We start from the raw sequence: 14,185 nt of genomic DNA on the forward strand, positions 1-14,185 counted from the left end.
GGCCTGGGGACTGCCGTGGGTAATGGTTTCTGCCCCTTTCGTAGGGGGACTTTTTTTTGGATAATAGTAAAACTTGTATTAATCTTGCAGTTACAATCTGTCTGATTAAGTTTAAGTTTCCATCTTCATCAGCAGTCCTGAACTCAGCAATCCCTATCAGATTTAATAAACCAAATTAAATTTATTGGACTCAAAAAAACAATTATTTGTAATTGGTGTATGTTGGTATGTAGTGGTACCCGCCTCAACACACTTCTAAAATTAGACAACTCACGATGATGTACGACATCTTACAATTGAACGACATGCTCGTTCCTGAGCTGCTTGATATTGCAGAAAAACTCGATGTAACTAACGCAAAGAAACTCAGCAAACAGGACCTTATCTACAAAATCCTGGACAAGCAGGCTGTAATGGCCTCAGAAGGTAACCCGGCCAACGGCGAAGAAAAGAAAACACGTAAACGGAAACCAGTTAAAAAAGAAGAAGAAGAAACACAAACTGTTGAAGAACCTGCCGCAGTAGAGGAAAAGCCAGCCAAGAGGGGCAGAAAGCCCGGAACAAAAAAAGCCGGCGAACAGGAACATGAAGAAGAACAGCCAAAAACAGAAACTCCCAAATCCAAAACAAAAGACTTCGATATAGATCTTGACAGTATACCTTCCCTTACATTTGATGATGATGAAGACATAGTGCTGCCGGCATTCACAGAAGATGAACAGGAAGAAGAGGAAGAACCAGTTGTTGCGGATGATGATGAGGATGATTTTGTTTTACCGGATGAACTGCCTGTAGAGCCTATTGCTCCGGCCCGCCAGCAACAGCGTTTCGCAAAGAAAGAACCAGTATTCAACATAGAATTTGACGGTATTATTGTAAGCGAAGGCGTACTTGAAATGATGCCCGATGGTTATGGTTTCCTGCGCTCTTCTGATTATAACTACCTCAGCTCTCCGGACGATATTTACGTGTCTCCTTCGCAGATAAAATTATTCGGCCTCAAAACAGGCGATACGGTGAAAGGTTCCGTACGCCCGCCTAAAGAAGGGGAGAAATATTTTGCACTGCTGAAGGTAGAGACCATCAATGGTAAACAACCGGAAGAAGTGCGCGACCGTGTACCTTTCGATTACCTTACGCCGCTGTTCCCCTTCGAGAAATTAAGGCTTACAACCACTTCCAATAACTACTCTACCCGCATCATGGACATGTTTACCCCTATCGGTAAAGGGCAGCGCGGTCTGATAGTTGCGCAACCTAAAGTGGGTAAAACCATGTTGCTGAAAGAAGTGGCTAATGCTATCGCTACCAACCACCCGGAAGTATACCTGATGGTGGTGCTGATAGATGAACGCCCGGAAGAAGTAACAGACATGGAACGCAGCGTAAAGGCGGAAGTGATTGCCTCTACCTTTGACGAACCTGCAGAAAAACACGTCAAGGTATCTGCTATCGCACTGCAGAAAGCTAAACGCCTGGTAGAATGCGGTCATGATGTGGTGATACTGCTGGACTCCATTACGCGTCTGGCAAGAGCGCACAACACGGTGGCCCCTGCATCCGGTAAGGTACTGAGCGGTGGTGTGGAAGCTAACGCCATGCAGAAACCTAAACAGTTCTTCGGCGCCGCACGTAAGATAGAGAACGGTGGTTCGCTCACCATACTGGCTACCGCTTTGATAGATACCGGCTCCAAAATGGACGAGGTAATTTTCGAAGAATTTAAAGGTACGGGTAACATGGAATTGCAGCTTGACCGTAAACTGGCCAACAGGCGTATATTCCCTGCAATAGATGTTACTGCTTCGTCTACACGCCGTGACGAATTGCTGCTGGACAAGGATATGCTTAAACGTATCTACATCCTGCGTAACCACCTGGCAGACATGAATACGGAAGAATCCATGAACTTTATGCTGCAGCACATGCGTGGCACAAAGAACAACGAGGAGTTCCTGATATCCATGAACGGATAACCGACCAGAAAAAGTAAGCAATAGAAAAAAGGACGCGGAGATTATTCGCGTCCTTTTTTATTGCTTTTATACTTTCTCAGTATGCTTTCTTCTGTTGCCCGGGTGCAAATGGTTTGGCTGATTTGGTGCCATGTATCTTCCTGGCCTTGCCGGTGGTTATGCCAGCACCACTATTTATAGAAGCTCAGCAGGTCCTTTTTACGTCTTTCGGTGATCTCCAGCTGTACCCCGCTGTTCAGCAGAATATGCTGGCTGTCTTGCAATACCCGGTGGATATGGGAGAGCTGTACCATTTGTGTATTATTCACCTGGTAAAACCTGAGGGGGATAAAAAGGTCTGCATAATGCCGGAAACTCCGGTCTGCCTGCAGCACTGCGCCATCTTCCAGGTAAAAGGTGCATTTATCGGTAGCTGATTCCAGGTATTCAATGGCATTGGTGGGTATAGTGGTTTCTGATCCATTGATCAGGGGCAGCAACAGGTTCCAGGAGGTATGTTTACCGTTATTGAAATTGTCCAGCAATACTTTGTAGCGATGTTTGCTGGCTTCCGCCAGGATACGCCGGCTAACGGTTTGTACGGCCTGCAGCAGGCTTTCTTTATCAATGGGTTTCAGGATGATCTCCACTTCGCTGAACCGGATGGTGTGCAGGAATTTTTTTTCAAAAGCAGTGACAAATACTGCTTCAAAAGCTTCTCCCTGTGTGCCTTGTATCACATCAAACCCGGTGCCGTCCGGCATTTCGAGGTCAAGGAATACCAGTTGCGGGTGGTGTTGTTTTATTTTGCTGATACCGTCGTTACAATCTGATGCGGTATCGACGATCTGTATCTGCGGGCAGTATTTTCCCAGCATCAAGGCTATAATATCCCGGCTGTTACGTTCGTCATCTATAATAATTGCTTTTATCATTTATTATAAATTAGTTAAAATGGGGTTTCGCTATACTACAGTTGCGGTATTAAGATTCTCACAATTGTACCACTCTCAGCAAAGTTACGGCTTGATTTATCGATTACTTCAATGTGGATACCGCTATTATACATTTTATTCAGCAATTCTGCACGGTTAAAACTGATTTCCATGCCAGACGACTGATGATGTTTGGGCAAGGTACGGAGTTCTTTGGAACGGTTTATACCTATTCCGTTATCTTCTATAATACATTCCAGCATATCTCCCGGGAGCTGCCGGAAGTGGATGGTGAGCCGTCCTATGGGCTGGTTGGGGTTGGTCATCCCGTATTTGACGGCATTTTCCACATAAGGCTGCAGCAGCATGGCGGGTATTTCCAGTTCTGCAGTGGCAATGGCGGGGTCCAGGCGGATATCGTACTCCATTTTATGCTCAAAGCGCATTTTTTCAAGACCCAGATAAGTATTCAGGTAGGTGATCTCATCTGCCAGCGAAATAAAGTTACGCCGGGAAAAATCCAGTGTCTTACGGATCAGGTAAGAAAAGTCTGACAGGTACTTCTGCGCGTATTCATAGTCCCGCTGCATCACAAACAACTGGATGGAATTCAGGCAGTTGAAAATGAAGTGGGGGTTGATCTGGGCCCGTATGGCCTTCAGTTCTATTTCGGTGAGCTTCTTGTCATATTCAATGTCCAGCTGGATCTGCCGTTGTTCTTCCAGCTCCTGTTTTTTGCGCAGTATTTCGGAGGTCTGTTCTTTTACCAGTTCTTCCAGCTGCTCGTTCAGCTTTCGCTGCAGTTCCTTGTTCTTGTTCAGCTGTTTAATGAGCATTTCCTGCGTTTTGGTCCGTTCATGGTGCGCCAGTTTGTTTCGATAGCTGAGCCCCGCCAGGAAGAACATGGCCTGCAGCAATACGCCGGTGATCATCAGCATGGAAGGGGCGGAGAGCTCTCCCAGGGCGCTGGTGAGCCCCAGGGGCCGTATCTGCATAAGAAAAGCGCCCAGGCAGGCGGCATAAAAGCACACAGAGCCCAGCAAAAAGAAACGCACGAGCGGGTGATGGCGGGAGCGTTTGGCCAGGGCCACAAATATCAGCAGCAGGGGCAGCAGCGTGGCCAGGTATACGTAGCTGTAAATGATGCGGGGTAAATGGTACCGTTCAATGGCAATGCAATACATGCAGACAATGATAATGCCGCCTGTACATGCTGCCGCAATAGTGAAGATGCCCTCCATGTATGGGTACCTTTCCTTCAGGTTGAGAAAGGCATTGCCAAAAAGCAGGTACATCAGGTAAAAGCAAAAGAGCAGCGCCGGTATGTCCCAGTAGTATTTGAGCATCGGCCAGTTATGGAAAACAGACAGCTGATAGGGTTTGCTTTCCAGGCGCAGCGCAAAGAAAAGGATGAGGCCCAGGATATAGGCCGCAAAATAAAGGTAAGACCGGTCGGGCAGCTGTATATAGTTAATGATGGCAATGCTGAGGAGCACCATCAGCATACCCAGCAGCACCTGTATCACAACGGCTTCTGCCCGGTAAGTGGTCATCTGCTGATTACGGAAGCGCTCAAACTGCAGTGCGTTGTATAACACCGGCATCAGGGTATTCTCGTTATACGATTTGTTGATGATGTGCAGGTAAAAAACGCGTGTCTGCCCTGCAGGAACCTGTACCGGGAAACCATAATTTTCCCATCGGTCTACATCACCCTTGTCCAGCATCAGGCCGGCTTTTGATACCAGGGTTAAGGGACCGCCGGGTTTTGCGGCATACCAGTACATATAATCATGCCAGCCGGTAAAAAAGGTAAGGCTGGAATCCATGGTGCCGGTGTTCCTTACAGATAATTTGAGCCAGAAGGCATGTGCGCGCTGGTTGTTCTGTTTGCCCTGGTGAAACAGGCGCGGGTTAGCCGTAAAGCTTTGCTGTGGCACCTGTGACGGATCGTAAGGCTGTCGGTCTTTTTCTTCCAGCGTGTAGATATAGAAACGCATGTCTGTACTGGCGGGCAAAGCGGCCAGGTCAAGCGTGGTGGTATCTTCAGCGGGGGCTAATGCGAAAATGCCGGTGGAGTAACATAAAAACAATAGCAGAAAGCAAAAACGACTCACGGGAATGAATATAAATTTTACAACAAACCGTCAATAGCTTTTGCCAGACGGTGATCCCTCTCCGTCACCACGTTACCTGCATCGTGTGTGCTGAGGTAGATCTCTACCTTGTTGTACACATTGATCCAGTACGGGTGATGGTTCATTTTTTCCGCTACCAGTGCCACCTTTGTCATAAAGGCAAAGGCGTCTTTAAAATCGCTGAACTCAAAAGAGCGGTACAGCTGATTATCTTTTTCCTGCCACATAAAGTAAATTTATGTATCCAACAATTATATTGCCGGGAGCATATTAGGGGGGATCTTAAAAAATATGTACGCTTACTGTCCTGTTTTAAAAAATAAGATTCACCTTATTTTTTATCTCTCTAAGATCCAATAAAGATACTAATTGTACCAGCTCCACATCGCGCAATTCGTCTATTAATTTTTTTACATCCTGCAGTTGATAAAAGTCTCCTTTGATCAGCCAGAGGTAGTCTATATGTTTCAGCTCGGGCAGTAAAAATTCTGCCTTGCAGTGGTTATTATAAAAGTAATGGGCAACAGATTTGGTAGGTTCCTGGTATTCAAACACGGTGAAGTAGAAGGAACGCTGGTGTTTGGAGAGATTGATCTCCAGTGAATTGTTCACCCTGAAATGGTAGCGCAGCTGGCGGTTGATCTGCCAGCAAAGCTGGTAATCGCGTGCAGTGGAAACAATGCCAAGCAGGTGAGTGCTGTCAAAGAAATCTTCTATAAGCTGATCCTGGTCCAGTTTTAGTTTCAGTGCCGACATATATTATCTATTCAGGGGCTTTTCGGGTCCCAAAATACGGTTTTAAAGTCTTGGATTTTATCCTTCTTCACAACAATTCCCTCCTGTTCAAGTAATTCCTGCATGAGGGTAGGTGTTGAAAAATGGTCTTTGCCACTCAGTACACCACTGCTGTTCACAACGCGGTGTGCGGGTATGGGAGGTTGGGCGCGGTCTGCCGCATACATGGCCCAGCCTGCCATACGTGCGGTGATCTTCAGGCCCGATGCTTCTGCAAGTGCGCCATACGTGGTTACGCGGCCTTTAGGTATTTGCCGTACCAGCTCATAGATCCTTTCAAAGAAGGAGGGTGTGTCAGCTGGTTCCTTCGGGCCGGTTTTCCTGTTGCCAGCGGGCGGCAAGGAGGGCAGCCCTTTTTTGCTCCGGTACGTTTTCATAATCAAATGGACAATGTCTGCATCCGTTGCCACAGCAATGGCCTCTTTCCAGGTGGTATTTTTCAGTGAACACCATATAGCCCTGCTCGTTGTAGTAGAAATCAATATGTTCCTTCAGCGGCGTCTGCATCGGAGGGCAGTTTAACCCGGCGCCAGTCTATCGGGGCCTCCGGTAGTGCAAATTTAATGAACCGGATGGTACGGCCGTCTGCCAGGTGCATGCCTTCATAATAAGTGCGTATCTGCAGCAGTTCGGGCACCTCCGGTAATGCATATACGTCTGGTATATCTTCCAGTACCTGGCAATTACAGGCGGCCGTTACCTCTTTTGTAAAGGCATACAGCTCGGGGGAGTCTGTTTTCAGGTTGATGGTAGCCCCGGGCGCCAGTAATGGCTGATACAGCTGGAGGAATTTGGGGTGGGTAAGCCGTTTTTTGGACTTTGACTTACGCAGGAAGGGATCGGGGAAGGTGATCCAGATCTCGGATATTTCTCCCGGCGCAAAGTAATGGTCCAGTTTGTCTATCTGGCTGCGCAGGAAGGCGGCATTGGGCAGGGGCTCTTCAAGGGCGGTTTTGGCGCCCCGCCAGATGCGGTTGCCCTTAAGATCTACCCCCAGGAAATTCCTTTCGGGATAGCGGCGGGCAAGCGCCAGGGTATAATCGCCTTTACCGCAGGCCAGTTCCAGGGTAAGCGGATGATCGTTTTTAAAGAACGGCTTCCACTGTCCGGGCATGCCTTCCGGGTAGATCAGCACATTAGGAAAAGTCTCTATTTCGGCAAAACGTTGCAGTTTTTTTTGTCCCATGGGATGCAAAAGTATAGATTTCCCCCGGTACGGTCAGAACGATATTATATTAACCCAAAAGGGAAATTATACCCGGAACAAGGAGAAGCCCATGTGAAACCTTTAGAGAAGCCCGGGTGAAGAAATGAGAATTTAATATCAAAAAGGCCGTTCCAGTTACCTGAAACGGCCTTTGCCAAGCTGTAGGAGAAGGATTCGAACCTCCACGGGGCGGTTAGCCTTAGCACAAATAAGATTAGTGGTCAACCCATTATGCTACGTTTATCCCGGACTCCCCACCCTCGAGACAAGAGGGCATGTCTGCCAATTCCATCACCCCACATTATAATTGAAAGCTTCTTTATCTGAAGTGCCCTTGGTAATTTACCCGGCAGCGTTTCTGATTTCAAACTTTCAATGATGCAAATCTAAAGACGCGGGGTATTTTTTGCAAATTTTTTAAGAAAAATTTTTGAAATTTCGATATTTTTTAAATATTTGCAAGTGTGTTTAAAACAATCAAAAACAAATTGTAAAAATGAGCCACAATTTGAATATTGACAAACTTGATCTTCAGATCATCAGTGAGATGATGAACAATGCGGAGATATCCTACGCCGATCTGGGAAAGAAACTCTTTGTTTCCGGCGGTACTATCCACGTAAGAATGAAGAAATTGCAAGAACTGGGTATTGTTAAAGGTACAAAATTACATGTAGATTTAAAAATGATCGGCTATGATGTGATAGCCTTCATCGGGATCTACCTGGAAAAAAGCTCCATGTATGATACGGTAGCCAAAGAGTTACGCAAGATACCTGAGATGGTTCGCCTTAATTATACTACCGGGAGCTACAGCATGTTTGCAGAGATCATCTGCAAGGATATTACCCAGCTTCGCCGCATATTGCATGATGAGCTGCAGAAGATCAAGGGAATAGAAAGAACAGAGACGCTCATCTCTTTAGAGGAGAGCTTTTACCGTACTATTAATGTGGTGGAGTAAACGCTCCCCGGATCTACGTTGTGAAATTATTTGATAAATCTATAGCAATCAACCTATAGCAGTTAAAGGAATCACCAGGGATAGCATTATATACTTTCACATTTACGTAAGCGAAAAAGCATAGTAAGCGCATAATGGCGTCAGCCATTGAGGAAACGTTGCACCAGCGCGGCCACCAGGCTGGGGTCCGTCTTTTCTATGGGATGCGGTGTACCAGGCAGCACGGCCAGCTGAGCCTGCGGTAGTGCTTTATATACATCCACGGTTTCCTGTAAAGACACCATTTGGTCGCGGTCGCCCAGCATCAACAGGCAGGGCTGGCTGATGGCGGCATAATCTTCCCGGCCCAGGGCGGGAGCCTGCCCCAGCGCCTGCATCAGGGTGGCGGTGGCACTCAGCACCTGTTTCCAGTTATGAGGGGCATGCCGTTCCTGCAGGGCCGCTGCAAAGGCGGGAACTTTTTGTTCAATCACGCCCGCATCCAGCATTTTCAGTTCTCTGGCGGCGGTAGCTGCATTCCAGTGGTATTTGGTGCCTAAAGTGATCAGCCGGCTTACCCGGCCGGGATAATGCCGGGCCAGGTACATGGCCACATAGCCGCCCATACTGTACCCGAAAATGGGAACCGGCGGCAGGGCATGCTCTTCCAGGTAGGCGGCGGTCTGTGCTGCCAGCAATGGAATGCTGAGGGCTGTTTTTGCAGGGCCTGCATCCCCATGACCGCTGAAGTTAATGGTATGTGCCTCGTACTGCCGCAGCAGTGAGGCTAATGGTTGCAGCTGCGCTTTGGTACCCAGCGCGCCATGAAGGAGTAAAATGGGGTTCATAGGCTAATTTATAACTTTTTACCTTGCCAGGTAAGCGCCATCTATGGCATAATAAGCACCCGTAACAAAGGAAGACACCGGGGCGCTCAGCCATAGTACCAGCTCAGCCACTTCTTCCGGTTTACCTAATCTGCCCATGGGGTGCATGCCCACCAGCTGCTCAATGGCTTCTTCCGTCATATGCCGGGTGATGAGGGGCGTTTCTATAAAGGCGGGCCCTACGGCATTGATGCGTATACCCCGGGCGCTGTATTCCAGGGCGGCCGTTTTGGTGAGTCCCACCACACCATGTTTGGCGGCAACATAAGCGCAGGAATTTGTGAAGCCCACCTGGCCCAGTATGGAAGCCATATTTACAATGGCGCCGCCGCCCGTAGCCAGCATGGCAGGGATCTGGTAGCGCATTCCGTAGAAAACGCCGCTGAGGTTTACATCTATCACTTTCTGCCATTCGCTGAGGGAATATTCGCCCACCGGCGCGCTTTCGCCGCCGATACCTGCATTATTGCAGCTGATGTCGAGCCGCTGGTACTGCCGCAGGGTTTTTTCTACCAGTGCTGCCGCATCTTCGGCTTTCCCGGCGTCGGAGCGGATAAAGATGGCGTCGCCACCGGCGCGCTTTATCTCATCCACTACGGCCGCGCCTCCTTCTTCGTTGATGTCTGCGGCTACTACCCGGGCCCCGTTGCGGGCAAATAAAGTAGCCACACTGTACCCGATACCAGAACCGGCGCCCGTTACCAGTGCGATCTTGTTTTTAAGCAGTTCCATAAGGGTTGTTTTTAAGAAATGAGTCATCAAATTTCCGGCCGTAAGAGCAGGTTGCCAGCGCTAAGTTTTAGGTTTTTCATTTGAGGTTTTTTTGCTAAGTTTGCGCATACGGTTACTTCACAGTACAAAGTACACTTAATTCCTTACTTTGTTCCTTCTCGTAAAGTTGACTTAATAATTAAATTAATCCGGTAAATTATCTCATAATTTAAGATAATGGAATATAATACCACACGTAATCATTTAATAATGAAAGAGTATGGCAGGAATATTCAGAAGATGATTGAATATTTGCTGACCATAGAAGACAGGGATCAACGCCAGGCCAATGCCATGGCGCTGATAGAACTGATGGGCACCCTGAACCCCCACCTGCGGAACGTTGAAGATTTCAGGCATAAACTGTGGGATCACCTTTTCCTGATCTCCGATTTTAAACTGGATGTAGAATCTCCCTACCCCATACCCACCCGCGAAACGTTAAGGTACAAGCCCGAGCGGCTTCCTTATCCTAAAAAGTATCCCAAGCTGCGTCACTTTGGAAAGAACCTGGAAATGGTGATCGATAAAGCGCTGCACGAAGAGAACCCGGAGAAGAAGGAAGGCTTTACCCAGACCATCGGCAACTATATGAAGCTGGCCTACAGCAACTGGCATAAAGAAAGCGTACATGATGACGCTGTAAGATCAGAGCTGGCCACTATCACAGACGGCAAGCTGGAATTCCATACCGGCGGGGCGGCTCCTGCTTTCACGCCTGCAGGTGGCGGTGGCGACTTTAACCGCAGCAGCAGCGCCAATGTAAGCGGCAGCGGCGTTATCCTCAAACGCAGCAAATCGTCTTACCAGCAGAACAAGTATAAAAGCGGAAACGGAAAAACCAATAAGCACAGCAATAAATACAATAAAAACAGGAACAAGTGAGCAGCGCTTTTGAAGTAAGAGGCGGTAACCGCCTTAAGGGGGAAATTGTGCCCCAGGGTGCCAAAAACGAAGCTTTACAGATAATCAGCGCGGTGTTGCTGACGCCGGAAACCGTTACCATCAGTAACATTCCGGACATTTTAGATGTGAACCTGCTGATAGAGCTACTTGCCGATATAGGCGTGCAGGTAAACCGCGTGAGCCGCGATACCTGTGAATTCACCGCCGCTGATATTGATCTGGCCTATCTCCAGAGCCCGGAATTCAAAAAGAAATCCGGCAGGCTGAGGGGATCCGTTATGATAGCCGGCCCTTTACTGGCCCGTTATGGAAAGGCCTATATCCCTAAACCGGGCGGCGATAAAATAGGCCGCCGCCGGCTGGATACCCACATTATCGGCTTTGAGAAGCTGGGCGTTCAGTTTGTATACGATACTGATGATAACTTCTTCCGGCTGGAAGCAGCTGATGGACTGAAAGGCACCTATATGCTGCTGGACGAGCCTTCTGTTACCGGTACGGCCAATATTATTATGGCCGCCGTAATGGCAAAAGGCACCACCACTATTTATAATGCTGCCTGCGAACCCTATATACAGCAGCTTTGCAAAATGCTGAATAGCATGGGGGCAAAGATACAGGGGGTAGGTTCCAACCTCATTACCATTGAAGGGGTGAACTCCCTGAAGGGCTGCAGCCACAGCATGCTGCCGGATATGATCGAGATCGGTTCCTTCATCGGCCTGGCAGCTATGACGCAGAGCGAGATCACCATCCGCAATGCGGGTGTGGAGCACCTGGGCATTATCCCTGAAAAGTTCCGTCAGCTGGGTATTCAGCTGGAGCTGAGGGGTAATGATATCTATATTCCCGCACAGGAGTCTTACGAAATACAAACCTTTCTGGATGGTTCCATCCTCACGGTATATGATCACCCATGGCCGGGCTTTACGCCGGATCTGCTCAGCATTGTGCTGGTAGTAGCCACCCAGGCCAGGGGCAGTGTAATGATCCACCAGAAAATGTTCGAGAGCCGTCTCTTCTTTGTGGACAAGCTCATTGATATGGGCGCCCAGATCGTGTTGTGCGATCCGCACAGGGCGGTAGTTATAGGGCTTGGCCGACAGCATCTGCTGAGAGGCATTACCATGTCATCGCCAGACATACGTGCGGGTGTGGCACTGCTGATCGCAGCGCTGAGCGCCGAAGGCAAAAGCACTATCCAGAACATAGAACAGATTGACCGCGGCTATCAATATATCGACGAAAGGCTGAGAAGGCTGGGCGCGGATATAAAGAGAGTGTAAAGTCAGCTATTGGCATTTAGGCGTTAGCTGTTCTCTTAGCTAATGGCTAAATGCCAGCAGCTAATAGCTAAACAGATGTCATCACAAAAGATCATTATCATCACTGCACCCTCCGGTGCAGGGAAAACCACTATCGTAAGGAAATTATTATCGGAGCTGCCGCAGCTGGCTTTTTCCATTTCTGCCAGTACCCGTACGCCCCGGGAGAATGAAGTGCACGGAAAGGATTACTACTTCCTGAGCACAGAAGAATTCCATCATAAGATTGAGGAGAATGCATTTGCCGAATACGAAATGGTGTATGCAGGCAAATATTACGGCACCCTGAAAAGCGAGCTGGAACGTATATGGGGCAATGGGCAGGTGCCTATGGTAGACATAGACGTGAAGGGCGCGCTGTCCATCAAGGAAACCTACCAGGAGGCCGCGTTAACTATCTTTATACAACCCCCATCCCTGGAAGCCCTCCGGGCAAGGCTCAGCGAACGCGGCACAGAAACCGCAGACTCCCTGGAGGAACGCCTTGCCAAAGCCCGCTACGAACTTTCCTTTGCCCATGAATTTGATACCATTGTGCTGAATGATGAGCTGGAAAAGGCTTATGCTACCGTAAAAGCGCTGGTGCTGGATTTCTTGAAGTAAATTCCAAGTTCCAAATTCCAAATTCCAAAAACCAAATGCACAATCCCAGATGACGGATTTCTTGAAGGTAGAGGCCTATCTTAACCATTTGGAATTTGGTATTTGGAATTTGGCATTTGGTATTTGAAGTCTGGAATTTTGTTTTTGGTATATTTGTTAATACATGGACAGTTACACAACCCTTATACTCATCATGATGGTATTGCTGGCAGGCTTCTTTGCGGGCCTGGAAACAGCTTTTGCCAACGTTAATAAGCTCAGTATAGAGCTGAAAAAGAAGCAGGGCAGGGCTACCGGTAAGATCCTGGCCAGCTTTACTGAAAGCCCCGGCCGTTTTCTGGCCACCAGCCTGCTGGGCCTGACCATTGTTGTGGTGGTCTACGGGATCATGTTCGCGGGCATGTTTCAGCCTGTGTGGGACAATGTAATGCCGCCGCAGTACCAGCCCTTCTTATTACTGATGGAAGTGCTGGCAGCTACCTTTATCATGCTTTTACTGGGTTTCTTCATTCCGCGGGCCGTATTCCGTTCCCGGCCGGAAGCCCTGCTGAGCTTTTTTGCCCTGCCGGTGTCTGTGATCTCCAAGCCTTTGTATGTGATCGGTAACCTGCTGGTGTCCGTATCTGAATGGATACTCAAATACCTGTTCAACGTTCGCATTATAGAAAACAGGCCTTCCTTTGCCCGGGTAGATGTAGAACACTTCATCCGCCAGTCGCAGCAGCATTTTGCCGAGAACCAGGAGCTGAACACCGAGCTGTTTGAGAATGCGCTCTCCCTGGCCCATGTAAAGATCCGCGGCTGCCTCATTCCCCGCAAGGAGATAGAGGCGCTGGAAATTACCAGCCCTATCAGCGAGGCGCGGCGTAAGTTCATGGAAACAAAGCTGTCAAAGATCATCATCTACGAAAGCACAATAGACAATATCCTGGGTTACATTCACCAGCTTGATATGTTCAAGAACCCGCAGGATATCCCGGCTATTATCCACCCGATTATGGTAGTGCCGGAGACGATGAGCGCGATAGACCTGTTGAGCAAGTTTAATAAAGAACGCAAAAGCATTGCCTGGGTGGTAGACGAGTTTGGCGGTACCGCCGGCATTGTTACCATAGAAGATGTACTGGAAGAGATCTTCGGGGAGATCAAGGATGAACATGATGTGGAGGAGTTTGTAGAGAAGCAGATCGCTGAGAAAGAATACATCTTCTCAGGCCGCCTGGAGCTGGATTACCTGAATGAGCGTTATGGTTTTGATTTCCCGGAAGATGAGAGTGAAACACTTTCCGGGTACATTATCAATCACCACGAAACCATCCCGAAGCTGAAAGAAAGGATCATTATAGACGACTATGAGTTTGACGTACTGAACGTAACAGATACGCGGATAGAAATGGTCAAGATGAGGATTTTAGCCTGAGATGGATGCAATTCAGGCGCAGGGAAAAGTTTTTTATGCCTAAATAAAGGATTGCTTGACATTGTTGTCTTTTTTTTAATATATTTGCATTGTGAAAGCGGGAAAAGCCTGCTAAATCGATTTAAACCGACAGCTAAATCGTTTTTAAAAAAAGTAGTAGGAAATTAACACAGATTTTATACATTTGCTGTAGGTGATGTAACACTATTATTTGATTTTTGTTAAAGGGTTGTAAAAAATATTGTTACAACATTGGTAATAAGATAATTCTTTCTATTTTTGTGATAGAAATTTAGACGC

15 protein-coding genes are annotated in these 14,185 nt (G+C 47.9%); 6 read left to right on the plus strand and 9 right to left on the minus strand.

The window, feature by feature from the left end; all coding sequences use genetic code 11:
* Positions 1-278: 278 nt before the first annotated feature.
* The gene (rho, locus tag Q0577_RS22120; RefSeq protein WP_298740553.1) at positions 279-1,976 is read left to right on the plus strand and encodes a transcription termination factor Rho; all 1,698 of its coding nucleotides are present in this window, start codon (positions 279-281) and stop codon (positions 1,974-1,976) included.
* Between the two features lie 170 nt (positions 1,977-2,146).
* Here rho and Q0577_RS22125 read toward each other — a convergent pair whose 3' ends face one another.
* From Q0577_RS22125 to trmB, 7 genes are all read right to left on the minus strand, one after another.
* Positions 2,147-2,890, minus strand: coding sequence for a response regulator (locus Q0577_RS22125; RefSeq protein WP_298740210.1), 744 nt, complete (start codon positions 2,888-2,890; stop codon positions 2,147-2,149).
* 35 nt (positions 2,891-2,925) lie between these two features.
* Positions 2,926-5,007: a histidine kinase gene (locus Q0577_RS22130; RefSeq protein ID WP_298740212.1), complete on the minus strand. Its 2,082-nt coding sequence runs from the start codon at positions 5,005-5,007 to the stop codon at positions 2,926-2,928.
* A 17-nt stretch (positions 5,008-5,024) separates the two neighbouring features.
* Positions 5,025-5,255, minus strand: coding sequence for a 4a-hydroxytetrahydrobiopterin dehydratase (locus tag Q0577_RS22135; RefSeq protein WP_298740213.1), 231 nt, complete (start codon positions 5,253-5,255; stop codon positions 5,025-5,027).
* Between the two features lie 85 nt (positions 5,256-5,340).
* Complete coding sequence (locus Q0577_RS22140; protein ID WP_298740215.1) at positions 5,341-5,784, minus strand: IPExxxVDY family protein; 444 nt, start codon at positions 5,782-5,784, stop codon at positions 5,341-5,343.
* A gap of 11 nt (positions 5,785-5,795) precedes the next feature.
* Positions 5,796-6,200, minus strand: coding sequence for an MGMT family protein (locus Q0577_RS22145; RefSeq protein WP_366884891.1), 405 nt, complete (start codon positions 6,198-6,200; stop codon positions 5,796-5,798).
* On the minus strand, positions 6,118-6,330 hold the full coding sequence (locus Q0577_RS22150; protein WP_366884893.1) for a DUF5522 domain-containing protein: 213 nt from the start codon (positions 6,328-6,330) through the stop codon (positions 6,118-6,120). The genes Q0577_RS22145 and Q0577_RS22150 overlap by 83 nt, the downstream gene beginning before the upstream one ends.
* Positions 6,302-7,009 (minus strand): tRNA (guanosine(46)-N7)-methyltransferase TrmB, encoded by a 708-nt coding sequence (trmB, locus tag Q0577_RS22155; protein ID WP_298740216.1) that lies wholly within the window; start codon positions 7,007-7,009, stop codon positions 6,302-6,304. The genes Q0577_RS22150 and trmB overlap by 29 nt, the downstream gene beginning before the upstream one ends.
* Positions 7,010-7,526: 517 nt before the next feature.
* On the opposite strand from trmB, the gene Q0577_RS22160 reads away from it, so the two are divergent.
* Positions 7,527-7,994, plus strand: coding sequence for an Lrp/AsnC ligand binding domain-containing protein (locus tag Q0577_RS22160; protein ID WP_029465139.1), 468 nt, complete (start codon positions 7,527-7,529; stop codon positions 7,992-7,994).
* A gap of 140 nt (positions 7,995-8,134) precedes the next feature.
* On the opposite strand, the gene Q0577_RS22165 is transcribed toward Q0577_RS22160, so the two are convergent.
* Together Q0577_RS22165 and Q0577_RS22170 are read right to left on the minus strand one after the other, a co-directional pair.
* Positions 8,135-8,821 carry an alpha/beta hydrolase gene (locus tag Q0577_RS22165; protein WP_298740218.1) on the minus strand — a complete coding sequence of 229 codons (687 nt, stop codon included), beginning with the start codon at positions 8,819-8,821 and terminating at the stop codon, positions 8,135-8,137.
* Between the two features lie 18 nt (positions 8,822-8,839).
* Positions 8,840-9,592: a glucose 1-dehydrogenase gene (locus Q0577_RS22170; protein WP_298740220.1), complete on the minus strand. Its 753-nt coding sequence runs from the start codon at positions 9,590-9,592 to the stop codon at positions 8,840-8,842.
* 216 nt (positions 9,593-9,808) lie between these two features.
* Here Q0577_RS22170 and Q0577_RS22175 point away from each other — a divergent pair, with 216 nt between their 5' ends.
* From Q0577_RS22175 to Q0577_RS22190, 4 genes are all read left to right on the plus strand, one after another.
* The gene (locus tag Q0577_RS22175; RefSeq protein ID WP_298740222.1) at positions 9,809-10,516 is read left to right on the plus strand and encodes a DUF4290 domain-containing protein; all 708 of its coding nucleotides are present in this window, start codon (positions 9,809-9,811) and stop codon (positions 10,514-10,516) included.
* Positions 10,513-11,823: a UDP-N-acetylglucosamine 1-carboxyvinyltransferase gene (murA, locus tag Q0577_RS22180; protein ID WP_298740223.1), complete on the plus strand. Its 1,311-nt coding sequence runs from the start codon at positions 10,513-10,515 to the stop codon at positions 11,821-11,823. Before Q0577_RS22175 ends, murA begins: the two co-directional genes overlap by 4 nt.
* A 75-nt stretch (positions 11,824-11,898) precedes the next feature.
* Complete coding sequence (gmk, locus tag Q0577_RS22185; RefSeq protein ID WP_298740228.1) at positions 11,899-12,465, plus strand: guanylate kinase; 567 nt, start codon at positions 11,899-11,901, stop codon at positions 12,463-12,465.
* 163 nt (positions 12,466-12,628) lie between these two features.
* Positions 12,629-13,885, plus strand: coding sequence for a hemolysin family protein (locus Q0577_RS22190; protein WP_298740230.1), 1,257 nt, complete (start codon positions 12,629-12,631; stop codon positions 13,883-13,885).
* The last annotated feature ends 300 nt before the right edge of the window (positions 13,886-14,185 follow it).

The organism is uncultured Chitinophaga sp., from assembly GCF_937898475.1.
Taxonomy (GTDB): domain Bacteria; phylum Bacteroidota; class Bacteroidia; order Chitinophagales; family Chitinophagaceae; genus Chitinophaga.

Excerpts from the sequence above, each read along its gene's own strand:
- rho (WP_298740553.1), top strand. The coding sequence starts at position 279 with ATGTACGACATCTTACAATTGAACGACATGCTCGTTCCTGAGCTGCTT.
- Q0577_RS22125 (WP_298740210.1), bottom strand. The coding sequence starts at position 2,890 with ATGATAAAAGCAATTATTATAGATGACGAACGTAACAGCCGGGATATT.
- Q0577_RS22135 (WP_298740213.1), bottom strand. The coding sequence starts at position 5,255 with ATGTGGCAGGAAAAAGATAATCAGCTGTACCGCTCTTTTGAGTTCAGC.
- Q0577_RS22140 (WP_298740215.1), bottom strand. The coding sequence starts at position 5,784 with ATGTCGGCACTGAAACTAAAACTGGACCAGGATCAGCTTATAGAAGAT.
- Q0577_RS22145 (WP_366884891.1), bottom strand. The coding sequence starts at position 6,200 with ATGAAAACGTACCGGAGCAAAAAAGGGCTGCCCTCCTTGCCGCCCGCT.
- Q0577_RS22150 (WP_366884893.1), bottom strand. The coding sequence starts at position 6,330 with ATGCAGACGCCGCTGAAGGAACATATTGATTTCTACTACAACGAGCAG.
- trmB (WP_298740216.1), bottom strand. The coding sequence starts at position 7,009 with ATGGGACAAAAAAAACTGCAACGTTTTGCCGAAATAGAGACTTTTCCT.
- Q0577_RS22160 (WP_029465139.1), top strand. The coding sequence starts at position 7,527 with ATGAGCCACAATTTGAATATTGACAAACTTGATCTTCAGATCATCAGT.
- Q0577_RS22165 (WP_298740218.1), bottom strand. The coding sequence starts at position 8,821 with ATGAACCCCATTTTACTCCTTCATGGCGCGCTGGGTACCAAAGCGCAG.
- Q0577_RS22170 (WP_298740220.1), bottom strand. The coding sequence starts at position 9,592 with ATGGAACTGCTTAAAAACAAGATCGCACTGGTAACGGGCGCCGGTTCT.
- Q0577_RS22175 (WP_298740222.1), top strand. The coding sequence starts at position 9,809 with ATGGAATATAATACCACACGTAATCATTTAATAATGAAAGAGTATGGC.
- gmk (WP_298740228.1), top strand. The coding sequence starts at position 11,899 with ATGTCATCACAAAAGATCATTATCATCACTGCACCCTCCGGTGCAGGG.
- Q0577_RS22190 (WP_298740230.1), top strand. The coding sequence starts at position 12,629 with ATGGACAGTTACACAACCCTTATACTCATCATGATGGTATTGCTGGCA.